Source organism: Siminovitchia fortis, assembly GCF_003605365.2.
Lineage (GTDB): Bacteria > Bacillota > Bacilli > Bacillales > Bacillaceae_C > Siminovitchia > Siminovitchia fortis.
The window spans coordinates 86,913-112,683 of sequence record NZ_QYTU02000003.1 but is presented as its reverse complement, the minus strand read 5'-3'; the positions used below and the strand labels follow the sequence as shown (position 1 = coordinate 112,683).

Annotated in this window: 25 protein-coding genes; all 25 read right to left on the bottom strand. The window is 45.2% G+C overall.

The features are described 5' to 3' along the window. Positions 1-8: 8 nt before the first annotated feature. Positions 9-314: a YlxQ family RNA-binding protein gene (locus D4N35_RS03030; RefSeq protein WP_120069765.1), complete on the bottom strand. Its 306-nt coding sequence runs from the start codon at positions 312-314 to the stop codon at positions 9-11. Then, positions 311-586, bottom strand: a complete 276-nt coding sequence (rnpM, locus tag D4N35_RS03025) for an RNase P modulator RnpM (protein WP_120069763.1) — start codon at positions 584-586, stop codon at positions 311-313. Before rnpM ends, D4N35_RS03030 begins: the two co-directional genes overlap by 4 nt. 11 nt (positions 587-597) lie before the next feature. Next, positions 598-1,722 (bottom strand): transcription termination factor NusA, encoded by a 1,125-nt coding sequence (gene nusA, locus D4N35_RS03020; protein ID WP_120069760.1) that lies wholly within the window; start codon positions 1,720-1,722, stop codon positions 598-600. A 36-nt stretch (positions 1,723-1,758) separates the two neighbouring features. Continuing rightward, positions 1,759-2,226 carry a ribosome maturation factor RimP gene (gene rimP, locus D4N35_RS03015; RefSeq protein WP_120069757.1) on the bottom strand — a complete coding sequence of 156 codons (468 nt, stop codon included), beginning with the start codon at positions 2,224-2,226 and terminating at the stop codon, positions 1,759-1,761. Between the two features lie 364 nt (positions 2,227-2,590). After that, positions 2,591-6,925, bottom strand: coding sequence for a PolC-type DNA polymerase III (locus tag D4N35_RS03010; protein WP_120069754.1), 4,335 nt, complete (start codon positions 6,923-6,925; stop codon positions 2,591-2,593). A 249-nt stretch (positions 6,926-7,174) separates the two neighbouring features. Next, positions 7,175-8,881: a proline--tRNA ligase gene (locus tag D4N35_RS03005; RefSeq protein WP_120069751.1), complete on the bottom strand. Its 1,707-nt coding sequence runs from the start codon at positions 8,879-8,881 to the stop codon at positions 7,175-7,177. Between the two features lie 20 nt (positions 8,882-8,901). Beyond that, positions 8,902-10,167 (bottom strand): RIP metalloprotease RseP, encoded by a 1,266-nt coding sequence (gene rseP / locus D4N35_RS03000; protein ID WP_120069749.1) that lies wholly within the window; start codon positions 10,165-10,167, stop codon positions 8,902-8,904. Between the two features lie 15 nt (positions 10,168-10,182). After that, complete coding sequence (locus D4N35_RS02995; RefSeq protein WP_120069746.1) at positions 10,183-11,328, bottom strand: 1-deoxy-D-xylulose-5-phosphate reductoisomerase; 1,146 nt, start codon at positions 11,326-11,328, stop codon at positions 10,183-10,185. A 35-nt stretch (positions 11,329-11,363) separates the two neighbouring features. Further along, positions 11,364-12,149 (bottom strand): phosphatidate cytidylyltransferase, encoded by a 786-nt coding sequence (locus D4N35_RS02990; protein ID WP_120069742.1) that lies wholly within the window; start codon positions 12,147-12,149, stop codon positions 11,364-11,366. Further along, positions 12,150-12,944: an undecaprenyl pyrophosphate synthase gene (uppS, locus tag D4N35_RS02985; protein ID WP_120069739.1), complete on the bottom strand. Its 795-nt coding sequence runs from the start codon at positions 12,942-12,944 to the stop codon at positions 12,150-12,152. 316 nt (positions 12,945-13,260) lie between these two features. Then, positions 13,261-13,818: a ribosome recycling factor gene (gene frr, locus D4N35_RS02980; RefSeq protein WP_120069736.1), complete on the bottom strand. Its 558-nt coding sequence runs from the start codon at positions 13,816-13,818 to the stop codon at positions 13,261-13,263. Continuing rightward, positions 13,818-14,543, bottom strand: coding sequence for a UMP kinase (pyrH, locus tag D4N35_RS02975; protein WP_120069733.1), 726 nt, complete (start codon positions 14,541-14,543; stop codon positions 13,818-13,820). The genes frr and pyrH overlap by 1 nt, the downstream gene beginning before the upstream one ends. A 163-nt stretch (positions 14,544-14,706) precedes the next feature. Then, positions 14,707-14,913, bottom strand: a complete 207-nt coding sequence (locus tag D4N35_RS02970; RefSeq protein WP_120069731.1) for a hypothetical protein — start codon at positions 14,911-14,913, stop codon at positions 14,707-14,709. A 15-nt stretch (positions 14,914-14,928) separates the two neighbouring features. Then, entirely contained in the window at positions 14,929-15,810 is an 882-nt protein-coding gene (gene tsf, locus D4N35_RS02965; RefSeq protein WP_120069728.1) for a translation elongation factor Ts, read from the bottom strand. Between the two features lie 130 nt (positions 15,811-15,940). After that, positions 15,941-16,672 carry a 30S ribosomal protein S2 gene (gene rpsB / locus D4N35_RS02960; RefSeq protein WP_120069889.1) on the bottom strand — a complete coding sequence of 244 codons (732 nt, stop codon included), beginning with the start codon at positions 16,670-16,672 and terminating at the stop codon, positions 15,941-15,943. 169 nt (positions 16,673-16,841) lie between these two features. Beyond that, complete coding sequence (locus tag D4N35_RS02955) at positions 16,842-17,342, bottom strand: hypothetical protein (protein ID WP_120069725.1); 501 nt, start codon at positions 17,340-17,342, stop codon at positions 16,842-16,844. Next, complete coding sequence (locus tag D4N35_RS02950; RefSeq protein WP_120069721.1) at positions 17,339-18,127, bottom strand: FliA/WhiG family RNA polymerase sigma factor; 789 nt, start codon at positions 18,125-18,127, stop codon at positions 17,339-17,341. Before D4N35_RS02950 ends, D4N35_RS02955 begins: the two co-directional genes overlap by 4 nt. A gap of 41 nt (positions 18,128-18,168) precedes the next feature. After that, positions 18,169-19,035, bottom strand: a complete 867-nt coding sequence (locus D4N35_RS02945) for a MinD/ParA family protein (protein ID WP_120069717.1) — start codon at positions 19,033-19,035, stop codon at positions 18,169-18,171. After that, positions 19,032-20,156, bottom strand: a complete 1,125-nt coding sequence (flhF, locus tag D4N35_RS02940) for a flagellar biosynthesis GTPase FlhF (RefSeq protein ID WP_120069714.1) — start codon at positions 20,154-20,156, stop codon at positions 19,032-19,034. Before flhF ends, D4N35_RS02945 begins: the two co-directional genes overlap by 4 nt. Further along, positions 20,156-22,186 carry a flagellar biosynthesis protein FlhA gene (gene flhA / locus D4N35_RS02935; protein ID WP_120069886.1) on the bottom strand — a complete coding sequence of 677 codons (2,031 nt, stop codon included), beginning with the start codon at positions 22,184-22,186 and terminating at the stop codon, positions 20,156-20,158. Before flhA ends, flhF begins: the two co-directional genes overlap by 1 nt. 32 nt (positions 22,187-22,218) lie before the next feature. Then, a complete protein-coding gene (gene flhB / locus D4N35_RS02930) occupies positions 22,219-23,301 on the bottom strand; it encodes a flagellar biosynthesis protein FlhB (RefSeq protein ID WP_120069711.1) in 1,083 nt (360 codons plus the stop codon). Next, on the bottom strand, positions 23,298-24,077 hold the full coding sequence (fliR, locus tag D4N35_RS02925; protein WP_120069708.1) for a flagellar biosynthetic protein FliR: 780 nt from the start codon (positions 24,075-24,077) through the stop codon (positions 23,298-23,300). The genes flhB and fliR overlap by 4 nt, the downstream gene beginning before the upstream one ends. A 4-nt stretch (positions 24,078-24,081) precedes the next feature. Next, the gene (gene fliQ / locus D4N35_RS02920; RefSeq protein ID WP_018705125.1) at positions 24,082-24,351 is read right to left on the bottom strand and encodes a flagellar biosynthesis protein FliQ; all 270 of its coding nucleotides are present in this window, start codon (positions 24,349-24,351) and stop codon (positions 24,082-24,084) included. 42 nt (positions 24,352-24,393) lie between these two features. Then, the gene (gene fliP / locus D4N35_RS02915; protein WP_120069706.1) at positions 24,394-25,056 is read right to left on the bottom strand and encodes a flagellar type III secretion system pore protein FliP; all 663 of its coding nucleotides are present in this window, start codon (positions 25,054-25,056) and stop codon (positions 24,394-24,396) included. After that, on the bottom strand, positions 25,053-25,709 hold the full coding sequence (locus D4N35_RS02910) for a flagellar biosynthetic protein FliO (protein WP_120069703.1): 657 nt from the start codon (positions 25,707-25,709) through the stop codon (positions 25,053-25,055). Before D4N35_RS02910 ends, fliP begins: the two co-directional genes overlap by 4 nt. Positions 25,710-25,771 lie beyond the last annotated feature (62 nt).

Here is a 25,771-nt window from a genome sequence, read left to right as displayed (position 1 = left end):
CCCCGGGTTTAATCATAAAACAATGTTGCCAACTTTTTCGCAAATCCGGCCTCAACAACAGCAACCGCAACTCTTGCATCTTTGCCGATTGCCTGGCCGAGCATTTCCCTCGTCTCCGCAAAGACGACAGGAACATCATAATACCGGCATTTATCCTGAACTTTTTTGGATGTATTATTGGAGGCATCTTTGGCCAGTATCACCAGCTTTGCCCTGCCGCTTCTGATTTCTTTGATGACCAATTCCTCGCCGGAAACCGCCTTGCGCGCCCGGTTGGCCAAGCCAAGCAATGACATCCACTTTTCATTTTTCATTTATTGTCACCATCAACCAGGGATAGCAGCTCATCATATATTTCATCTTTTATTTCTGCCTGCAGATGGCTGGCAAGCACTTTTTTACTTTTGGCCGTCAAAATGACGTCTTTATCTTTGGAAAGATAAGCACCCCGTCCGGATTTTTTGCCGGTCAAATCTACGGAAACCTCCCCTTCCTTGGAGCGGACAATCCGGATCATCTCTTTTTTTGGCTTCATCTCTCCAGTAGCAACACATTTTCTCATAGGTATTTTTCTTTGCTTTGCCATCTTCCTCACCCCTATTCGATTTCTTCGTCCACCAAATCGAATGATTCGTCCAATTCTTCTTCCTCAAAATCAAGGACTTCTTCTCTTGGATAAATTCCGGATTCACGGGCGTCCGTTTCACTCTTGATGTCTATTTTCCATCCTGTCAATTTCGCGGCAAGGCGGGCGTTTTGTCCGCGTTTTCCGATAGCAAGCGAAAGCTGATAATCCGGAACAATCACTGTCGTCGCTTTGTCCTCATCGTCCACAATGACATCCAGCACCTTTGAGGGGCTTAATGCATTTGCCACAAATTCGACTGGATCCGAAGACCATTCAACAATGTCAATCTTTTCACCTTTCAATTCATCAACAATGGCCTGGACCCTCGATCCTTTAGGGCCGACACATGCGCCTACAGGATCAATATCATCATAGTCTGTCGCCACGGAGATCTTTGAACGGTCCCCCGCTTCCCTTGCAACCGACTTTATTTCAACAGTCCCATCGTATATTTCCGGCACTTCGATTTCAAACAGGCGCTTGAGCAGTCCCGGATGCGTCCTTGAAACAAAGATCTGCGGGCCTTTCGTTGTCTTTTCCACTTTTGTCAAATAGACTTTGATCCGGTCGTGAGGCTTATACGTTTCATTGGACATTTGCTCGCTTTGCGGAAGCAGCGCTTCGATTTTTCCAAGGCTTACATATATGAAACGGGGATCCTGGCGCTGAACAATACCTGTCATGATATCATCCTCGCGATCCACAAATTCGGAATAGATAATCCCCCGTTCCGCTTCCCGCACGCGCTGTGTGACAACCTGTTTGGCTGTCTGGGCTGCAATTCTGCCAAATTCCTTCGGTGTCACTTCAAGCTCCACCATATCGCCCGGCTCATAAGATGGATTAATGCTTCTGGCTTCATCCAGAGAGATTTCAAGCCTGGAATCAAATACTTCATCGACCACTTCTTTTCTGGCAAAAACCCTCATTGTACCTGTTTCCAAGTTCATGTCGACGCGTACATTCTGCGCCTGGTTAAAGTTTCTTTTATAAGCGGAAACCAAGGCAGCTTCGATGGCCTCAATCAGGACTTCCCGGGAAATTCCTTTTTCTTTTTCCAAAACAACTAGAGCATCCATTAGTTCTGAGCTCATGAACATGTTCTCCCCTTTTCACTTTTGTTCGGCTGTTTAAAAAACGACGGCTAAACGGGCTTTTGCCACTTTTTCAAATGGAATTTCGTATGTTTTCGTCCGGGTTTTTATGTTGACGTCGATCTTTAAAGCTTCGCCATTAAATTCAGTCAGTTTGCCTTCAAATTCTTTTTCTCCATCAATTGGTTCATATGTTTTAACATTCACCTGTTTTCCAACAGCTTTCATAAAATCTTCCGCCTTTTTCAAAGGCCTTTCTGCCCCTGGAGACGATACTTCCAGGAAGTAATTGTGAGGTATGGGATCCAATTCATCGAGCTTTTCGCCAAGCTTTTCGCTGACAAGGCCGCATTCCTCTATGTCCACACCGTTCTCCTTATCAATGAAGAGGCGGAGAAACCAATTTTTCCCTTCTTTGACATATTCGATATCAACCAGTTCAAGCTGCATTTCTTCCAGAATCGGAGCCGCCAGTTCCTCAACCATGTCTGTTACTTTACTCATAAAAACCTCCATAATATAGAGTTTCTATTTGTTTTTGCGTATATTTATCTGCAAATAAGAAAAGTGCAAGGCGCCTGTTCATCGGCGAAAAGCACAAGGCGAATTGCGAGGAGGCAGTTCCACAGCCACCACAGCAATTTGACTTGTGTCCTCGAGCCGATGGCGCCTGAAGCTAGACTAAACACTTACCAATTTAAGTGAAAACATAGTCTAATTTTAATTTCTTTTCTTACAATACGAAAGAGTGGGGGGCACCCACTCTTTTTGCGCAGAGTCTATTCATAGTATTTCCAATAAAAATATACCATAATCATGTATTGTTTGCAAATAATCGGCTGAAACCAGGCAGTCCTTGCAAAAAATCTTAAAAGAGGGACAGCTGATTTTGTTCAGGAAGTGATTCCAGACAACCTTGCTGGTCCAAGTATTCAATAATTGTCTTGGATACTTTTCCCCGTTTCTGAAGGTCTTCCTTCGAAAGGAATTCACCTTCTTCGCGCGCTTTTACGATATTGATTGCAGCATTTGTACCCAGTCCGGGAATTGCATTGAATGGCGGAATCAGCGTATCCCCGTCAATGATGAATTCCGAGGCGCTTGACCGATAAAGATCGACCCGCTGGAATTTGAATTTTCGTTCGCACATTTCGAGGGCAATTTCCAAAACCGTCAGCAGGCTCTTTTCTTTCGCTGTGGCCTCAAGCCCTTTGGCATTGATCTCTTCTATTTTGGACCTGATTGCCTGCGAACCGCGCACCATTGCTTCAAGGTCAAAATCTTCCGCTCTCACAGTAAAATATGCTGCATAATAAAGAAGCGGATGATGGACTTTGAAATAGGCGATTCTCACTGCCATCAACACATACGCTGTAGCATGGGCTTTCGGGAACATATATTTGATTTTTTTACATGAATCAATATACCATTCCGGCACATTGCATTTCCGCATTTCTTCTTCCCACTCAGGTGTCAGCCCTTTCCCTTTCCTGACCGACTCCATGATTTTAAAAGCAAGTGACGGCTCGAGGCCTTGGTAAATAAGGTATACCATAATATCATCCCGGCACCCGATCACTTCGGAAAGGGTACATGTACCGGATCGGATGAGCTCCTGTGCGTTTCCGAGCCATACGTCTGTGCCGTGTGAAAGTCCTGAAATCTGAACAAGCTCGGAAAAAGTGGTCGGCATCGTATCTTCAAGCATTTGCCTGACAAAGCGAGTGCCAAATTCCGGTATTCCCAGCGTTCCTGTTTTACACATGATCTGCTCTTCAGTCACGCCCAGAGACTCCGTGCCACTGAAAATCTTCATTACTTCCGGGTCATCTATCGGAATGGTCTTGGGGTCTATGCCGCTGAGCTCTTGGAGCAGACGGATCACCGTGGGATCATCGTGACCGAGAATATCCAATTTTAATAGATTGCTGTCAATGGAGTGGAAATCAAAATGTGTCGTTCTCCAATTGGACCCGGTATCATCAGCCGGGTACTGGATCGGGCAGAAATCGAATATTTCCATATCCGACGGTACAACGATGATTCCTCCCGGGTGCTGCCCCGTTGTTCTTTTTACACCGGTACACCCTTGGACGAGCCTTTCGACTTCCGCATTCCGCAGCATTAAGTTATTATCCTGCTCATAGCCCCTTACATAGCCGTAAGCTGTTTTTTCTGCCACTGTTCCGATTGTACCCGCACGATATACATAGTCTTCCCCGAACAGTTCCTTTGTATAATTATGGGCATGCGGCTGATAATCGCCGGAGAAGTTCAAATCGATATCCGGTACCTTGTCCCCTTTAAACCCAAGGAACGTTTCAAACGGTATGTCGTGTCCGTCTTTTTTATATTTTGCTCCGCATTTTTCGCAAGATTTATCCGGAAGGTCAAATCCGGAACCGACCGATCCGTCATCAAAGAATTCCGAGTGCTTACATTCCGGGCAGACGTAATGCGGCGGAAGCGGATTGACTTCCGTAATTTCTGTCATGGTGGCCACCAGGGATGAACCGACAGATCCCCTTGAGCCTACCAAATAACCGTCCACCAATGATTTTTTTACAAGTTTATGAGAAATGAGATAGATAACGGCAAATCCATGGCCGATGATGCTTGCCAGTTCCTTTTCAAGCCTTGCCTCCACAATTTCCGGAAGCTCTTCGCCATAAATCGACCTGGCCATTTCATAACTCATCGACCTGATTTCCTCATCCGCGCCGTCAATTTTCGGCGTATACAGGTCATCTTTGATCGGTTTGACATCTTCGATTTTGTCCGCAATCAAGTTCGAATTGGTTACGACGACTTCATACGCCTTTTCTTCGCCCAGAAAAGAAAATTCAGCAAGCATTTCATCCGTCGTCCGGAAATGCACCTCCGGCAGGTTATACCTGTTCATCGGATTTGCCCCGCCTTGGGACCTGACCAATATTTCCCTGTAGACCTTGTCCTCTTTGTTCAGATAGTGGACATTTCCGGTCGCGACAACAGGCAGGTTGAGCGCTTCTCCCATACTTACAATATTTTTGATTATATCTTCGAGATCTCTATCATCCCTTACAAGCTCCATTTCGATAAGCGGTGCGTAGACTGGTTTCGGATGGATTTCAAGGTAATCGTAAAAGCCTGCCGCCTTCTCCGCTTCTGCGCGTCCTTTTTGCATCATGGCTTCGAAAACTTCCCCTTTATCGCAGCCGGAGCCGACAAGGATGCCTTCCCTGTATTTTTCCAATAAGGAGCGCGGGATGCGCGGAACTCTATAAAAGTAGTTTAAATGGGAATATGAAACAAGCTTATAAAGATTTTTCAATCCGGCATCATTTTGTGCAAGCAACGTACAATGGGAAGGCCTTGACCGCTTATATGAATCTCCCTGTCCCATATTATCATTCAGCTGATCGTGGTAAAGAATATCTTTTTGCCTGGCGTCAGCCAGCAGCTTCAAAAATATCTTACCGGTTGCCTCTGCGTCATATATGGCCCTGTGATGCTGGACGAGCTCGATATCGAACCTTTTGGCCAATGTATTCAGGCGGTGATTTTTGAATTCAGGGTACAGGAACCTGGCAAGTTCCAATGTATCGATAACGGGATTTTCCACCTTCGGTAACCCTGCCCGCTGATTGCCGGCATTTAAAAAGCCTATATCGAATGAAGCATTGTGAGCAACGAGGATTCCATCCTCCGCCCATTTATGAAAATCATGGAGGACCTCCTCGATTTCCGGCGCATTTTCGACCATGTCATCCGTTATGCCTGTCAATTCAATCGTTGTGGCAGACAGAGGGTGATGCGGGTTTGCGAATCTTTCGAAACGGCCGACCTCTTCTCCCCCCCGTATTTTTACAGCAGCCAATTCTATGATTTTATCATAGATTGCCGAAAGGCCTGTCGTTTCTACGTCAAACACAATATATGTATCATCTTCCAAAAGCCGGTGTGCACTGTTATAGGCAATCGGAACACCGTCGTCAACCAGATTGGCCTCCAGGCCATACAGGATTTTTATATCATTCTTCTTTCCTGCACTGTATGCTTCGGGAAATGATTGCACAACTGCATGATCCGTAAGTGCAACGGCAGTATGCCCCCATTTTTTTGCTTGGGAAACAAAACGGCTTATGGAAGTGACAGCATCCATCTGGCTCATCGGAGAATGCAAATGAAGCTCAACCCGCTTTTTGCCTTCGGCAAGGTCTTTTCTTTCCTTTGCCTTCACTTCATTGATATCCTGGGCCATGATCACAAGTTCCCTGGCAAATGTATCATTTTGTACGCTGCCGCGCACTCTTGCCCACATGCCTTTTTTCAGCTTATTCATCAGGGCAGCGTCATCATGATCTTTTGAGAACATTTTAACGGAGATAGAATCGGTATAATCTGTCATTTTAAAAGTCAACAGTGTCCGGCCGCTGCGAAGTTCCCTTGTTTCGGCTGAAAAAATATATCCTTCGACTGTAATTCTGCGTTCTTCATCATGGATTTCTTCAAGCTTTTTGATCTCTTCATCGTTTTTTATCGCATATCCGATCATCAAGGGGCCGCTCACTTCACCCCCGCTGCTATTCTCTTTCTCCGCTTCCATCCGTTTCATTTCCGCCAGTGCCTGGCGTGCCCGCTCTTCGTCCTCTTTCCGCTTTTCTTCCATAAATTTCTCATACTCTTCATTGGATTGTCCCTCATCATCGATTTCAGCCAACAGCATCAAAGAAGGAAAGCCGAATTTCAAATATATATCGGAAACGGTCTTTCCGTATTTCTCCTGAAGCGTCCTTGCCTCCATGTCATTTCTGACTTTGACAATAATCTTATTCCCATGGACATCGGGAAGCTGTCCGTCCAAAAGGCCAAAAAGCATCGGGGACATCCCCTCGATCTCTTTCAGACAGTCGCGCCAATAATCGATGACCAGCTCTTTGCTGAAAGTATGATCATTGTAAGATACAGTAAAATCTACATGGGCAATCTGGCTAAAAGCTTGTTGAAGTTTTTGGGAAAATATTGTATAAACGCGGCACGGGAGCAGGCGCTCCAATGAAAAATAAAAATGCCACCTTTTATTTGTTTTATCTACAACGAGTTTTTCAATCCGTCCGGATTCGAAATACTGTATATATTGGTCATCCGTCAAACCGATCTGCTGGAGCAACAGCAGAAAACGCTCTTTATTTTCGGCGGGATTATGCGTCTTGGACGTCATTTGTTCCTCTCCCCCAATTCATTTGCGCTCATGATTAAGAAAAGCGCAAGGCGCCCGTCTATCGGCGCAAAGCTAGACTACGCTTGCGAAGGCGTAGTTTGCCTTCAGCAGCGATTGGCTTAATCCTTGCGCCGATGGCGCCTGAAGCTGGACATTACGTTAATCTTGTTTGAAGAGAAAATTCGGTAAAATGCTTTCTTTAGCTTTTAAAGGAAGGCACCTTTTTATAAAGGTACCCTTTGCTCTACATTACAATTCTTTGAAAATATCCGTAAGGACATCAAGCAGCTCCTCTGCTTTTACTTCCTGCATTTCGCCGGATTTCCGGATTTTGATTTCCACAATGCCTTCGGCCGCTTTTTTTCCGACTGTCACCCGGACAGGCATGCCAATTAAATCAGAGTCTTTGAATTTGACTCCCGGCCGCTCATTACGGTCATCGAACAATACACTGTATCGATGTTCCCTCAGCTCGGTATACAATTTTTCGGCAAGATCTGCCTGCTCCGCATCCTTCATGTTAACCGGAATCAAATGAATATCATACGGTGCAATACTGGCCGGCCAGATCAACCCGTTCTCGTCATTAAACTGTTCGGCAACAGCAGAAAGCGTTCGGGAGACGCCTATCCCGTAACATCCCATGATATAAGGATGGGGTTTTCCGTTTTCATCCAAATACGTTGCTGACATCGCTTCACTGTATGTAGTTCCCAGTTTGAAGATATGTCCGACTTCAATTCCCCGTGCAAACCGGATGATTCCTTTTCCGTCAGGTGATGGGTCACCTTCCTGAATGAATCTTAGATCCGCATACTTTTCAACTGTAAAATCCCTGCCCGGCACGACATTAATGTAGTGGAAATCTTCTTCATTGGCTCCGCATACAGCATTGACCATTGCTTCCACAGCTTTGTCCGCAACAATTTTCATTGTTCCAGGAAGGTTGACCGGCCCAATCGAGCCGAATGAACAGTTCAGCAGCTCCTTAGTCCGTTCTTCGTCTGCAAATTCGACGGATCCGGCATTCAGCGCGTTTTTCACTTTAATGTCATTGATTTCATGATCTCCCCTGACCAGGACCATTACCGGCTCCTCATCCACAATCAGAACAAGCGATTTAATGATATTGGATGATTGTACATTTAAAAATCCAGAAACTTCGGCAATTGTTTTTTGGCCGGGCGTTTCAACTTTTGACAGCTCTTTTTCCGGCTCATCCGGTCTTTCATACACTTGATGAACTTCCGCCATCTCGATGTTTGCTGCGTAAGTTGAGCCATCCGAGTAGGCGATCGTATCCTCGCCGATTTCGGATAAGACCATGAACTCCTGTGTATCCTTTCCGCCTATCGCCCCGGAATCAGCCAAAACAGCCCTAAAATCCAAACCGCATCGCGTAAAAATGTTTGTGTAGGCCTGATACATCTTTTGATAGGCTTCATCCAGGCTTTCCGCCGATGTATGGAATGAATATGCATCTTTCATGATGAATTCCCGCCCGCGTAACAGGCCAAAGCGTGGACGCTTCTCATCCCTGAATTTCGTCTGGATTTGGTACAGTATAATCGGAAGGCGTTTATATGACGGGATGCCGTCACTTACGATACTTGTAATCACTTCCTCATGTGTAGGGCCTAATGCAAAGCTGCGGTCATGGCGGTCTTGCATTCTCATCAATTCATCACCGTATGTATACCAGCGCCCCGAAGACTGCCATAATTCGGCGGGCTGGAGGGCCGGCAGGAGCAGTTCTGCCGCTCCCGCGTTTTCCATTTCTTCCCTTATAATCTGTTCAATATGATCAAGCGCTCTTTTGGCCAGCGGCAAGTATGAATATACACCGCTTGCGATTTGCTTAATAAAACCCGCCCGGAGCAACAGCTGATGGCTTTTGATTTCAGCATCAGACGGCAGCTCGCGGAGCGTTGGGATCAATGTCATGCTTTGCCTCATCACTTGCACCTCTATCTGCATTATTTAATGATAAAAAAACGTTGAATGTCATTCCACGTAACAACAATCATCAAGACCATCAAAAGGGCAAATCCGATAAAATGGACCATTCCTTCTTTTTGGCGGTCAATCGGTTTTCCACGCAATGCCTCCACACCAAAGAACAGGAGTCGTCCGCCGTCAAGCGCCGGTACCGGGAGCAAGTTCATGATTCCCAGGTTGATGCTTAGAAGTGCAGCCCATTTCATTAACAGTAGAACTCCGGATTTCGCCACAGTCTCCGTTGTTTTATAAATTCCGACAGGACCAGCAAGCATATCAATGGAGAACTGCCCTGTAACAAGCTTTCCAAGCAGCCGGAATATCTCAACTGTCCAATGGTACGTTTCGGTGAAACCGTTGACCGCTACGCTTGTAAATGATTTATCGACGGGCGCCTGTACTCCGATCAGGCCAAACTCCTTGCCCTCCGCCACTTCCCTTTTGGGCGTTACCGGAATATCAAGCGTCTTGTCCCCGCGTTCAACTGTAAAAACGAGCTCTTCCCCAGGATGGCTGCGAACAATCTCGGTTATATCTTCAAAGTTCGAAATTTCGGCTCCGTCGATACTTAAAACAACGTCACCTTCCTTAAAGCCCGCTTCGTTTGCCGATCCGTCCGGAAGCAATTTGCCGATAAGCGGATCGTTCACCTGTACACCCTGGATGAATCCCAATGCCGTGAAAATGACAATGGCAAGAACAAAGTTCATCATAGGGCCGGCAAAAATGGTCATCGCCCTCGCACTCAGTTTCTTCGAACCAAACTGGCGGTCCCATGGAGCGATTTGTGTTTCCGTTTGATCCTCGACAATTTTAGCTTTATGCGATAGACGGAATGTTTTTAATGTTTCATCTTCCCCATCTTCGTAACCTTTTATAATTAACTCATGCTCAAGGTCGGCCGATTCCACTTCCACAGCCCGCGCATTGGAAAAACGGTCCTTTCCCTGCAGTATAACTTTCTCAACCAAATCATCATCATTCAAAATGAGAGCTACCCGGTGTCCCGGCTTGATCTCCATCATTTCGGGGTCCTCGCCGGCCATTCTCACGTAGCCGCCAAGGGGAAGTAGACGAATGGTATATAACGTTTCTTTCGTTTTATGGGAAAACACTTTCGGTCCCATCCCGATCGCAAACTCTCTGACCAGTATTCCTGCACGCTTCGCAAAGACAAAGTGTCCGAGTTCATGGAAGAATACCAAAGCGCCAAAAATAATGATAAAAGCGATGACTGTATTCAAAAAAATAACCACCTTTTAAAGGAGTGTATGAACATACCGTCTTGTCTCCCCATCAACTTCCCGAATGGCGGAAAGATCAGGATTATCAATTACATGATGTCTTTCCAACGCTTTTTCAATCAGTTCCTCAATCCGGATAAATGGTATTTTCTGCTCAAGGAAAGCATTCACAGCTGCCTCGTTTGCTGCATTTAATACTGTAGGCATTGTACCTCCACGGCGCCCCGCTTCATATGCGAGATATAGGCACCGATAACGGTCCATGTCCATTTTTTCAAAGTGAAGCTCTCCGATTTCCACAAGGTTCAGCCTTTTTGCCGATTGAAGCGGGAGACGCTCCGGATAGGTAAGAGCGTATTGAATGGGAACTCTCATGTCAGGGGTGCCGAGCTGCGCAATTACACTGCTGTCATGAAATTCGACAAGCGAGTGGATGATGCTTTCCCGGTGCAAAATGACATCTATCTTATCATAAGGCAAGTCAAACAGCCAATGGGCTTCTATTACTTCCAGGCCTTTGTTCATCATTGTAGCAGAGTCAATCGTAATTTTGGAGCCCATTGACCAATTTGGATGATTCAAAGCCTGTTCCAGTGTCACAAACTCCAATTCTTCCCGGGTTAAGTCCCGGAAACTTCCGCCCGATGCGGTGATCAGCAGCCTGGATAAATCCTTCATTTCCTCGCCTTGCAGGCACTGGAATATGGCCGAGTGCTCGCTGTCAACCGGAAGGATATCCACATTTTTCTTCCTTGCCGCTGCCATGACGAGATGTCCGGCTGTCACCAATGTTTCTTTATTGGCAATAGCGATTTTTTTACCGGCTTCTATCGCCTGTAATGTCGGAAAGAGTCCGACACTTCCGATGACTGCGTTCAGAACGATATCTGCCTGGCCGAACACAGCCGCTTCCACCAAACCCTCTTCCCCGTATACAAATTTTATGCCGGACGAAAATTCCCCCCGGAGTGCCTCGCAGTCCTCTTTCGTCTGCACCGAAACGAGCTGCGGTTGAAACTCCGAAATGATTTTTCTGACAAGTTCTATGTTTTTGCCGGCCGTTAGGGCAGCCAGCTGAAATTGTTCAGGATGTTCCCTGATCAATTCAAGGGTTTGGGTGCCAATTGAACCTGTGGCCCCCAATAAACTAATATATTTCAAACTCTTCACTCCCGATAACTACTATTCATGCCTTATTAAATAATCTGCAGCACATGGACAAGCGGCAGTACAAACAGCCAACTGTCGCACCTGTCCAATACTCCCCCGTGCCCCGGCATAATATTGCCGGAATCCTTCACCCCATAATGACGTTTGAAGGCTGATTGGGCCAAGTCTCCTATTTGTCCAAAAACTGAAAGAATAACAGTAACAGTAAGCAGCTTAACCAGCGGTATGTCTATTGTGGTAAAAGCAAAAAAGGCCAGGGCAATGAGCAAAGCAATTAAAATACCCCCTACAGAACCTCCGATCGTTTTGTTCGGACTGATTTCCGGCCACAGCTTACGTTTACCCAGGGACCTTCCGACAAAATATGCACCGGAATCTGTTCCCCATACGACAAACAGAACATAGAACAAATAAACGATTCCTGCCTCACGCGTTTCCATCAGAAAATGGAAACCGATTCCGACATATAATACCGACAGTATGACAAAACCCGCATCATCAAAATCAAATTTATTTTTACTTATAACAGTATATGATAAAAAAAGGAGGACAGCCAAGATTGCGGCTTTTATTTTAATATCCGCCCCGTGCCCTGATTCAAACGCCTGTCCGGGTAAAAGGATAATCCAAAGGAGTGCCAAAGACAAGGCCCCCTGCACAGAAATAAGCGGCTGCTTCCGCATTTTCAATAATTCATACAACCCAATCGTTGCCATGGCATACACCAAAAGAAAGAATGGGATTCCGCCTATGTAAAGAAGCGGTAAAAATATGGCTATTGCCACTATCGCTGAAATGATTCTTACCTTCATTTATTGTATCTCCTCGCCAAGTAATCCGCCGTATCTTCTGGACCGCCTTTGAAATGATTCAATCGCTTCAAGCAAGTTTTCTTCAGAAAAGTCCGGCCAGAGGATATCCATAAAATACAGTTCGGTATATGCAAGCTGCCAGAGCATGAAATTGCTCAAGCGGACCTCTCCGCTTGTCCTGATGAGCAAATCAGGATCTTTCAGGCTCTCTGTCATCAAATAATTTGAAAAGCAGTCATCGTCAATATCCTCTTCATTTATGATGCCTTTTTTTACATCCGAAGAAAGATGTTTTATGGCATCGATTATTTCCGAGCGGCTTCCATAGTTTAGTGCAAAATTTAAAATCAGGCCGTCATTGTTCTTTGTTTTTTCTTTGGCTTGATCAACAGCCTTCCTTGTACTTGCCGGAAGGCGATCCATATCTCCCATTGTTGAGACTTTAACGTTTTCCTCTATCAATTCCGGCAAAAAACTGCCCAAAAACTGTTCTGGAAGCTTCATTAAATAATCGACCTCTGTTTTGGGGCGCTTCCAGTTTTCAGTTGAAAAAGCATATAATGTAAGGATCTTTATTCCAAGTTTACTGGCTGCCTTTGTTATCTTTTTTACAGTTTTCATACCCTCGTGGTGTCCGGCAATCCGGGGAAGTGCCCTTTTTTTCGCCCACCGTCCGTTTCCGTCCATAATGATGGCGACATGCTCCGGAATGGGATGGGCAAGTATTTGACTGATTCGGTCATCCTGCAAATCTTGCTCTTTTGAAGTTTTCCAAAACTTCGTTTTATTGAACATAATGAGTCCTCCGTCAGAAATGCATTGTTCTGTGCGTCAAACATATTTTAGCATATCCATATGAGGATGCGATATGATTCTCCGACGATTTATTTCATCCATTAAAGAAAAGCGCAAGGCGCCCGCCTATCGGCGACAAGCACAAGCCGATGGCGCCTGGAGCTGGACATTACATAACCTTGTTTGAAGAAAAAATTCGGTAAAATTTTATATTTTCTTTAGCTTTAAAAGGAAAAACCCTCCAAAAGGAGGGATCTATGAATAATAATTAAGGAAGTTTTCTAGTTTTCCCGCGCCGGGCAATTTCGCTTTTGTTTTAAACGGCCAATACTTCCTCTTCTTTCTCTTTTGTCAGTTCATCGATTTTCCTGATATGTTCATCGGTCAGCTTTTGAATGTCATCTGCAAAGCCGCGCAGGTCATCTTCGGAGATTTCCCCGTTTTTCTCAAGCTTTTTCAATTCTTCGTTTCCGTCCCGGCGGATATTTCTAATGACGACTTTGGCATCCTCTGCCTCTTTTCTAACTTGCCTTACAAGATCCTTGCGCCTTTCTTCCGTAAGCTGCGGGATGGATATCCGAATAAGGGATCCATCGTTTGTAGGCGTTAGACCTAGGTCTGATTTCAAAATGGCTTTTTCAATATCGCCCAAAACAGTTTTATCATACGGCTGGATCATAAGGAGACGGGCTTCAGGTACTGAAATGTTTGCCATTTGGTTAACTGGTGTCGGAACACCGTAATAATCAACAGTAATTTTGTCCAAAAGGGCGGCATTTGCACGTCCGGCACGAATGCCTGCCAATTCGCGGCTGTATACCTGAATAGCTTTTCCCATTTTGTCTTTCGCATTTGAAATTATTTTGTTCGGCATTATTCCTTTCCCCTCACTATCGTTCCAATTTGTTTGCCCATGACGGCACGCTTGATATTCCCTTTTTCGGTAAAAGAGAACACGATCAGCGGAATATCGTTATCCATGCAAAGCGATGAGGCGGTTGAGTCCATGACAGCAAGACCCTCTTTCAGAACGTCGAGGTAAGACAGCTGTTCATATTTGACTGCATCCTTATCAAGCTTCGGATCTGCGTTGTATACACCGTCCACATTGTTTTTGGCCATTAAAATGACATCTGCTTCTATTTCTGCCGCTCTTAATGCCGCGGTTGTGTCTGTTGAGAAGTATGGATTGCCGGTGCCTGCCGCAAAGATGACGACACGCTTCTTTTCCAAATGCCTGATGGCACGGCGTCTAATGTATGGTTCAGCAACTTGAAGCATATCGATAGACGTTTGGACACGGGTTTCAATCCCGAGCTGCTCAAGGCTGTCCTGCAAAGCAAGGGAGTTCATCACTGTTGCCAGCATTCCCATATAATCGGCCGTTGCACGGTCCATCCCCATTTCGCTGCCGACCTTTCCGCGCCAAATGTTTCCGCCGCCAACGACGACAGCAATCTCAACGTCAAGTACTGCCACTTCCCTGATTTGCTCTGCAATGGATTTGATCACGGCCGGGTTGATGCCGAATCCTTCATTTCCGGCCAGTGCCTCACCACTTAATTTAAGTACGACTCTTTTGTATTTTGGGGTATCCATCTAAACCTCCAATGATCCCTTAAATGATATGTATTGACGAATGTTGACTTTTTAAAATGGGGAACACGATGTGTTCCCCATTAATTTTGATGCTAAACGACGCTTTCGCTTTTCTTATTGTCCAGCTGCAGTGCCTATCGACTAGCAGACTTCGCGCCTTCTTCTACGATAAGTCAACATCGCTTCGCTGCGCGTGTTGTCCGGCTACGAGTGCCATCGGCTCGAGGTCATAAGCCAATCGCTGCTGAAGGCAAACTACGCCTTCTTCAGCGCTCGTCTTATGCTTGTCGCCGATAAGCAGGCACTCTCGCCTTTGCTTATCCTTTATCTCGTCGAAGGCACTCCAGTCTGTACGTCGATGAACAGGCACCTCCGCTTTTCTTAATTACTTTTTCGTTTGGCTCATTACTTCTTCAGCAAAGTTTTCCTGGCGTTTTTCCATACCCTCGCCCACTTCATAACGGACAAAGCCGACAACTTCAGCGCCTTTGGATTTTACAAATTTCCCAACCTTTTCGTCAGGGTTTTTGACAAATGGCTGGTCCAGAAGGCAGATTTGCTCAAAGAATTTACCAAGGCGGCCTTCTACCATTTTTTCAACGATTTTTTCAGGCTTGCCTTCGTTTAATGCCTGTTGGGTAAGCACTTGGCGTTCACGCTCGATTTCCTCTTCAGAAACCTGGTCGCGCGTGATATATTTAGGGTTGATGGCAGCAATATGCATGGCAACATCTTTTGCCATTTCTTCATCAGTTGTGCCTTCAAGAACTGTCAAAACTCCGATGCGTCCGCCCATGTGCAGATATTCGCCGAATACGCCGTTGTCGGATTTCGTTTTAACTTCAAAACGACGGAGTGTGATTTTCTCACCGATTTTGGCAATGGCGCTGTTAATATAGTCAGTAACAGTTTCGCCGCTGCTCATTTTTTGTTCCAAAGCTTCTTCAAGAGATGCCGGTTTGTTCGCAAGAAGATGCTCAGCCAACTCTTTAACAAGCTGTTGGAAATTTTCGTTTTTGGCAACGAAGTCGGTTTCAGCATTCACTTCCAAAATAACCGCTGTATTGCCTTCGCTTAAAATGTAAGTTGTACCTTCGGCTGCAATTCTGTCAGCTTTTTTGGCAGCGGAAGCCATTCCTTTCTTTCTGAGGAAATCGATCGCTTCCTCCATGTTGCCGTTTGTTTCTGTCAAAGCTTTTTTGCAGTCAAGCATGCCGGCACCTGTTTTGGCACGCAGTTCTTTAACCATTTGAGCAGTAATTGCCATTTTTTCGTTTCCTCCTTGTGTAGGTAAAAGGGTGTCAATAAGGACATGATCGTGTGAAAAAAGGTGACAAAGTGTCATCACTCTTATCACCTTTCAAACCGCCTGAATTCAGGCTGATATCATATGACGATTATGCATTGGCAGCCTCTGAAGATGCTTCCTCTTCTTCTACAGGTTCTTCGCTGTATTTAGCTTCCAATAAAGCATCAGCCATTTTTGAAGTAAGCAATTTTACTGCGCGGATTGCATCATCGTTTGCTGGAATGACATAATCTATTTCATCCGGATCACAGTTTGTATCAACGATACCGACGATTGGAATATTCAACTTGCGCGCTTCTGCAACAGCAATGCGTTCTTTTCTAGGATCGATGATGAACATTGCATCCGGAAGAGTTTTCATATCTTTAATACCGCCCAAGAACTTGACTAGACGGTCGCGCTCTCTGTTGAGCATAACTACTTCTTTCTTCGGAAGGACTTCGAAAGTGCCGTCTTCTTCCATCTTTTCAATCGCTTTTAAGCGCTCGATTCTCTTTTGGATCGTTTCGAAGTTAGTCAAAGTTCCGCCAAGCCAGCGATGGTTCACATAAAATTGGCCCGCACGTTCAGCTTCGTCTTTTACAGATTCCTGAGCTTGTTTTTTAGTTCCGACAAAAAGGACTTTACCATTGTTCTCGGCAAGCTCTCTCATAAAGTTGTAAGCTTCTTCAACCTTTTTGACCGTTTTTTGCAAGTCGATGATGTAGATGCCGTTTCTTTCCGTAAAGATGTATTTTTTCATCTTAGGATTCCAGCGGCGTGTTTGGTGCCCAAAGTGTACACCTGCTTCGAGCAATTGCTTCATAGAAATGATAGACATAAATTTTTCCTCCTTGGTTTTTTCCTCCGCTTCACTCATCTTCCGCAAAAGACTGTTTAATCGAAAAAACAGCACCCTATCGCGAAAATCATGAAACGTGTGTATTAATACCAACAAATAATATAGCATACCCAAAAGTGTTAATCAAGCATGAAATGCGGAAGCGATGTCACTTAAATTTCATAAGGAGTTCTATTTCAGTTTTTCCTTTATTCAGCTTCCTGGCAATGTCCGTCACTGTCAGTCCTTGTTCAGCCAGTAATTCCACCTGTTCCCTCAAAGGCATTGGATCATCGGCTTCGCCGGAAGCGCTGCTTTGAACTGAAGCAGGCTCTGCTGTCGGTTCCAAGGACCCTTCTGCCTCTTGAACAACCTGGTGCTCCTCTGCCGCCGGAACGGAGTCCTTTTTTTCCATTATAATATCTGCAGCCATAGCATCCGCCATTTTATCCTCTGTCTCCCTGCTCTCCTTAATCCTGGTTATAAGTCTTTCATTTTCCTCTTTGATCTCTTCAAGGAGGGCAGCCATCACCTGTTCAGCTTCCTCCAGCGCGAGCTTCTGCCTCTTTTCTATTTCGACCAGCTTGTTTTGGCGCATGTAAAGGATCAGCAAAGCAAAGGCAAGGAGGATGTTCATTAAAAATAAGATAAATATGAGCGTCCCTGTCACTTTTCATCCCCGCCTGTCATTTTGTCCGTTTTCAATAACTGCCGCCTTAATTTGAAGAGGGCTTTGGAATGGATTTGGGATATTCTCGATGTTGACAGCTGCATAATATGGCCGATTTCGGTCAATGTCAATTCCTCTTCATAAAAGAGGCTTAAGACAAGCTGTTCGTTTTCTGTAAGGGTTGTGATCACTTTCGCCATTTCTTCAAGCCATTCTTTTTTTATGACCTGCTCTTCCGGCGTCGGGGTGTGATCGTCTTTGATCGTATACGAATGATTTTCATCATCCTCTTCCCCCGCCATGTATTCATTTACTGAAAACACCTGGGCAAAAAAATACTCATTCATTGTTTTGACTACTTCAGTATCCGACACACCCATTTTTTCGGCAATTTCCTCCGGCGTTACATGGCGCATGAGCTCCTGTTCCAGGGAATTTTGTACACTCTCTATTTCTTTGGCCTTATCGCGGGTGGTTCTTGGCAGCCAATCTTCTTTTCTTAGGCCGTCTATGATGGCCCCTCTGATTCTAAAAGAAGCGTAGGTATCGAATTTGAGCTTCCTGGTAAGATCGAACTTGTTCAATGCATCAAGCAACCCCATGATTCCCAGGCTTTTTAATTCTTCCCTGCTCACATTTTGCGGCAAATTGACCGAAATTCTTTGGACATGGTAAGTGACAAGCGGCATGTATTTTTTCACTAAATGGTTGCCTGACTCCGTGTCCCGCTCCTTTCTCCAGCGTTCCCAATGTTTTTGTTCCTCAAGGGGCAGTGTTAGCGACATATGTATCCCCTCCTCACAAAATTAGAATGCTTCGGAAAACATTATCTGCTGTAAAACAACTGTTGCAGCCTTGTCATAAATGACTCCTTCATATGAACGGGCTTTTCCTGTGAACTTCCATTGATCAGGGACAGGGCCATTTTTTTCAGGCCCACCGAAACAGGAGCCCTTGGAAATTCCATATATACCGGCCGGTTAGCAAGAACCGCTTTTCTCATATGTTTATCTTCCGGCAGCACACCCAATAAATGGATTTCCTTTTGAAGGAAGGTTTCCATAGCCTTCTTGAGACGTTCGAACGTCTCCTTCCCCTGCTTGTCGCTGTCCGAACGATTGCATATAATAAGCAGGCTGGCATCAGCCCGAACCCGGTGAATCAGCTTCATCATGGAATAGGCATCCATGATGGATGTAGCTTCAGGCGTCGTAATGACAATGACTTCATCAGCCGCCAGCGACAGCCGGAGCATCCACGGCCCGGCGCCGGCTCCCATATCAAAAATAATAATATCGTAGATTTCCTGCATCCGTTTAAAGCCGTAAAAAAGCCGGTCAACCGTAGTCTCGTCAAGTTCAACCGCTTCCTGAAAACCGTTTCCTCCCGCAATGAATGAAACACCGCCGGGACCCAATTCCACAATTTCGGAAAGCGGTTCTTGATTATAAAGAAAGTCCCCCATCGTTTTCGTTGCCGATCCGCCCAACAGCAAATTTACATTCCCCATGCCGATGTCCAGATCGACTACAAGCACGTTAAAACCGTGCTCGGCAAGAATTATTGCCATATTGCTTGAAATATTGGATTTGCCCACTCCGCCTTTTCCGCTGACAACGGCAAGGGTTCTCGCTTTTTTTCGGGGCTGCCTGTTGATTTTCCTGCGTAAATTTTCTGCCTGATCCTTCCTCATTCACTTCCATCTCCAAAAATATAATCAGCAAACAATTCCGGCGAAGTTTGGATGATGTCGTCCGGGACGTCCTGGCCGGTCGTGACATATGCCGCTGCCATTTTGTACTTCAGCATGATATTCACCATCGGTCCATAGACTTTTGTTTCATCCGCTTTTGTAAAGATCAACCTGTCAATGGACATTTGCTGGAAGTTGTCCATGATCGGATCAATGTCTCTCTCCTTCATTCCCACAGTCAGGACAAGAAAAGTCTCAAGATCGTTTTCCCGGGACAATATGTTGTTCAATGCATGAACGAATTCTGCTTCCCGATAGTTTCTGCCTGCGGTATCGATGAATACTCGGTCATAATCTGCAAAGTTTTCTGCGGCTTTTGCAAAATCCTGGGGCTCATAGACTACTTCAACGGGAATGTTAAGCAAGCCGGCATATGTCTTTAGCTGTTCAATAGCTGCGATTCGGTACGTATCCAAGGTGATGAAAGCCACTTTTTTCTTCTCTTCCAAAGCAGAATGTGCAGCCAATTTTGCCAAAGTAGTCGTCTTGCCTACCCCCGTCGGTCCCACAAGTGCAACAAATTTTTTATTGCTTGATGCAGAGAAGTTGAATTGATCTATTTTTTCAGCAAGGATTTTTTTCGCCTCTTGCATAGTTTCATTTTCTGAAGGCTCCTTATTTGCCTGCCGCCAGTTTTCAAGCAATCGTTCAGAGATTTTCTTTACATGGCTTTCGTCCAGTTCCTGATCCAACAGCTTTCCAGCCACCGTTTGAATCGGATCAGGATAAACAGACAAATCGGGATGGACCGTTTTCCGGCCGGCTGCAACCATTTCTTTCAGCTCGGCCAGTTCGGACAGTAGGGATTTTTCATACTCGTTCGGCTTCATCCCGGTATTTTCCGAAATCGCCTTTAAGGTCGGAGCCGGAACGTTTTCCGGTATTTGATCGTCATTATCCATGACAGCAATGACTTCGAACTGTTTTTTCTTGAAAAAACCAAGAATTCCTCCTGTCCATACAACTCTGGAGCTTAAAATGACCGCTTCTTCCCCAACCTCTACTTTTACCCTTTGAAAGGCTTCCGGCATTGAAGGCGCCGTGATTTTTTTAATACCCATTAAACGCTCACCACCCCGATACTTTGGACTTCCACATCAGCTTCCAGTTCATTGTATGAAAGGATGGGCACCTGAGGAAAATACCTTTCAGTCAACTGGCGCAAATACATTCTTACAGCCGGGGAACATAAAAAGATCGGTGTTTGCTGGATTTGCGACAGCTCTTCGATTTGGGCAGCGGCTGCCTCCAGAATTTTTTGGGAATCCCCGGGATCCATGGCCAGATAATTTCCGTTTTCCGTCTGCTGGACACTGTCTGCAATCATTTTTTCAACCTTCCCGGAAATCGTGACTACCTTTAATACCGGCTCATCATCTGCATATTGTTTCGTAATCTGCCTTGCCAAAGCCTGTCTTACATATTCGGCAAGTATATCCGTATCAAGCGTGACTTTTCCATAGTCTGCAAGGGTTTCAAAGATCATTGGCAAATTCCTGATTGAAACATTCTCTTTCAACAACTTCGCCAGCACCTTCTGCACCTCTCCGACTGTCAGAGGATTGGGCGTAACTTCTTCGACAAGAATCGGATAGGACTCCTGCAGATGGTCGATGAGATCTTTCGTTTCCTGTCTCCCAATCAGCAAATGCGCATTTGACTTTAGAACTTCCGTTAAATGTGTCGATACGACAGACGGTGGATCGACGACAGTGTAGCCTTCGATTTCAGCCTGTTCCTTTACCTCTTCCGAAATCCATTTCGCCGGAAGCCCAAATGACGGCTCAATCGTATCAATGCCTTGAATTGTATCTTCCGCTCCCGGGCTCATCGCCAAATAATGATCTAAAAGGAGCGTCCCTCTTGCCACTTCGTCACCCTTAATTTTGATCAGGTATTCATTCGGCTCCAATTGGATGTTATCCCGGATCCTGACAACAGGAATGACAACGCCCAGTTCCAAAGCAAGCTGCCTGCGGATCATGACGACACGGTCCAATAGGTCCCCTCCCTGGTTTACATCCGCCAATGGGATAAGCCCGTAGCCAAATTCAAACTCAATCGGATCCATCTGCAATAGATCAAGTACACTTTCAGGTGATTTCATTTCATCCGCTTCGGCTTCTTCCGCTGTCAGAGCCAGAGGGTCTTCAGTACTTTCAGGGATACGGCCGAGTGAATATCCCCCCGCCGCCAATGCTCCGGCAATCGGAATTGTAATCATATTGCTTATGGGAGTTGTCAATCCAAGCAAGAAGATTGTTGCACTTGCAATATATAGAATCTTTGGATAGGCAAAAAGCTGGCCTGCAATGTCGGAACCAAGATTGCCTTCCGAAGCTGCGCGCGTTACGACTATACCTGTCGCAGTTGAAATCAAAAGAGCTGGAATCTGGCTGACAATGCCATCTCCGACAGTCAGCATTGAATATTTTGTTGCCGCTTCAGCAATGGGAAGGCCCTGCTGGACCATTCCGATCAATATTCCAAATAGCAGGTTGATAATGACAATGACGATACCTGCAATAGCATCTCCCTTTACGAATTTGCTGGCACCATCCATTGCCCCGTAAAAATCCGACTCACGGGAAACCTTTTCCCTGCGGTCCCTTGCTTCATGTTCCGAAATGATCCCCGCATTCAAATCCGCATCAATGCTCATCTGCTTTCCCGGCATCGCATCAAGTGTAAATCTTGCAGCCACTTCCGAAACACGCTCAGCACCTTTCGTAATCACGATGAACTGAATCACGATCAGGATAAAAAACACAACGAGACCGACAAGTATATTGCCTCCGACTACAAACGTTCCAAATGTTTCAACAACACCGCCGGCATCTCCCTTTGAAAGGATGGATCTTGTGGTAGACACGTTCAGCCCCAGCCTGAATAAAGTAAGAAGCAATAATAATGAAGGAAATATTGAAAACTGCAGCGGCTCATTCACATTCATCGTCGTTAAAAGCACCAAAAGCGCCAGTGATATATTCGTTATGATCAAAAAGCTAAGCAACCACGGCGGAAATGGAATGACCAGCATGGCAACTATTAAAATAACACTCAGCAGTACAGCAATATCCTTTGTCTTCATCATGCCTGGCCCCTCCTTCCATGTGCTGAATTTCATATTTTATGCTTGATCCGGTATACATAAGCCAGAATCTCGGCAACTGCCTTGAAAAACTCGTCCGGGATGGCATCCCCTATGTTTGTCTGTTTATAAAGCGCCTGTGCAAGCGGACGGTTTTCTACAAGCACAACCTGATGTTCTTTTGCCACCCGCTTTATTTTCTGTGCCATGAAGTCAATTCCTTTGGCCACAACAACCGGGGCATCCGCTTTTTCTTCGTCATACTTGAGGGCAATGGCATAATGGGTCGGGTTTGTTATGACAACATCGGCCTTTGGAACCTCCTCCATCATCCTGGCCATCGCCATTTCTCTTTGTTTCTGTTTGATTTTTGATTTAATCAGCGGATCGCCTTCCATATTTTTAAATTCATCTTTCACATCTTGTTTGGACATCCGGATATTTTTTTCGAAATCATACCGCTGATATAAGTAATCGAATAATGACAGGAATAATAATGCGATAGATGCGCTGATTCCCATTTGCAAAGTCAGGCTGCCGATCGTTTTTAAAGCCGATGGAACTGACTTATGCGACAAGATCAAAACCTCATCTATCCGGAGCCACAATACAAGGAATGTAATAAAGCCGACGAATCCGATTTTCAAGATCGATTTTAAAAGCTCAACAATCGCCCTGATGGAAAAGATCCGTTTGAATCCTTTGATTGGATCGATCTTTTCAAGCTTCGGTTTCATTGGTTCCGCAGTAAAAAGAAAACCCACTTGCAACAGGTTTGCGCCAAGGCCCGCCACCAGCGCCACCAGCATGATGGGGCCCAGCAGCACAGCAACCCCCAGGATCAGGTCCAAACCGATTTGGTGCAAGTTTTCCGCTGTCAGGTCCATGAGCATATATTGACCGAATGTCTTGTGGAAGATGTCTATTACCACTTGGCCGATATTGGAAGAAAAGAACATGAGAAAACCGAAGACAGACAATAAGCTGATAGCAGTGTTGACATCCTGGCTTTTCGCCGTCTGCCCTTTTTTTCTCGTATCCTGCCTTTTTTTAGGCGTTGCTTTTTCTGTTTTTTCACCGGCAAAAAACTGCAGATCCAGTTGTAGCAGCTTCATTTAATACCACCGAACATTTCCATTACATCCCTCATCGTATGGGCGACTGTTTGAAACAGGTTTTGCACGATGCCCAAAATTACACCAATGACAATAAAGATAACGATAAAACTGACTGCGATTTTGATCGGAAAACCGACAACAAATACATTCATCTGCGGAACAGTCCTTGCAATAATGCCAAGCGCCACATCCACCAGAAACAGTACAGCCACAACAGGGACAGCCATTTGAAAAGCGATGACAAACATCATGGCAAATGCTTTGATCACGTATTCCACCAGTCCAACGTTGCCAAAGCCTAAGCTTATCTTGTCAATCGGAATGAACTGATAGCTGTAAAATATTCCGTCCAGCAGCATATGGTGGCCGTCAACGGCAAGGAGCAGCAGCAGTGAAAATATATATAGATACTGCCCGATCAAAGGGGATTGGGCGCCTGTCTGCGGATCGATGACATTGGCGATTGCAAATCCCATCTGAAAGTCTATGAAACTTCCGGCTGCCTGGACTGCGGACAAGATCATATAGCCCATGAACCCGATGAACAGCCCGACAAGCACTTCTTTTATAATCAATAAAAAATATTCCAGATTGATCGTAAGCGGCGGGGCATCCACCGTATAGTACATGAGCAGCGAAATAAAGAAAGCAAACCCGATCCGGAACATGGCCGGAAGCGTCCGGTAGGAAAAAAGCGGCATCGTTACAAAAAAAGCCGACACCCGCATGAAAATCAGGAGAAACACTGAAAAGGCCGGTACAATGTCTATCATTCTTTCAACCTACAAACCGGGTCAAATTTTGAAAAATGTCTGTTGTATACGAAAGCATCCTGCTCAGCATCCACGGACCAAAAAAGACAATGCCCACAAGGACTGCAATGATTTTCGGTATGAAAGCCAATGTCTGTTCCTGGATTTGCGTTGTAGCCTGAAAGATGCTCACAATCAATCCAACCGCCAATGCAAGCAGCAGCAGCGGCCCGGCTACGATCAATATTGTAAATACTCCTTTTCCAGCCAGAGAAATGACTGATTCGGCGCTCATAACATCACCTTCCTTGAGATTGTATTCCAACGGGAATGTTCACTAAAAGCTTTGCAGCAATGATTTGACGACCAAATACCACCCATCAACCAATACGAACAGCAGTATCTTAAACGGCAGTGAAATCATCACCGGCGGCAGCATCATCATTCCCATTGACATCAATACGCTTGCTACCACCATATCAATCACAAGGAACGGGATGAAAATCATGAATCCGATTTGAAATGCCGTTTTCAATTCACTTAGGGCAAATGCAGGGACAAGTGCCGTGAGCGGTATATCTTCAATCGTACTGGGACGTTCCGCCCCCGAATAATTCAAAAATAATTCCAGGTCTTTCTGTCTTGTATATGAGCTCATAAATTCTTTGAACGGAACGGCAGCCCGTTCATACGATTCTTCCAGTGTAATTTCATCATTGAACAACGGTGCCAGTGCTTCTTTGTTCACTTCGTTCAAGGTGGGCGCCATCACGAAAAAAGTCAGGAACAGCGCCAATCCGACGATGACCTGATTAGGAGGCATCTGCTGGGTGGCAAGCGATGTCCGTACAAAAGAAAGAACAATCACAATCCTTGTAAATGAAGTCATGATAATCAGGATGCCGGGTGCGATGGACAGAACAGTCAGCAGCAGAAAGAGTTTCACTGATGTTGACACGGTTTCAGGTGAACTGTTGAAAAACTCCACTACTTCATTCACTTTTCATCTTGCCCCTTTCCCTGAAACTCTTTTAAAATACTTTGCCGCTGCTTCTTGATTGCATCCATTTCATGTTTAAAATGTTTCTGGAATGTATCATGATTGTTCTCCTCTTTGTTCAACATGCCTTTGATTGTTCCTGCAAGTTTAGTAACTGCATCTGCAGGCTGGATGCTTCCCTCAAGCTGTTCATTGTATTGATTTAAAATTTCCTGCAGTTCCTGTTCATCGGTAATTTCTTTCAGAAGGCGGACGTCTTCGCCGACACCCAATACGAGGAGGCGTTTTCCTGCTTTTACAATCTGAATCGACCGGTTTCCGCCAAGCGCGGTCCCGCCCAAGTTTTGAACTAGGCGGTTTTGCTGATACGATTGGCTTTTTTTATTAATGAATTTCAATAAGAAATACAACAGTGCAATGACAAACGCCAATGCGGCAATCATTTTGACAACGTCAAAAAAGCTGATGGAAAAGGACTCATTTCCGTTGTTTTCCATGCTTGGTTTATTTGGGTTTTCCGGTTTCTCGCACTTATCGGGATTTTTTATGCATTCCTCCACGGATCCTTTCGGGCTCGCATGGACAAGATACGGTTTGGCATTTGTGAGAACGATCAAAAGCAATAATAGAACCATCCATTTATTTTTCATCATGCATACCTGAATTCATCCTTAATTTATCTTTTTTTCTGCCCGCTTGTTGTACCCAAAGGGCG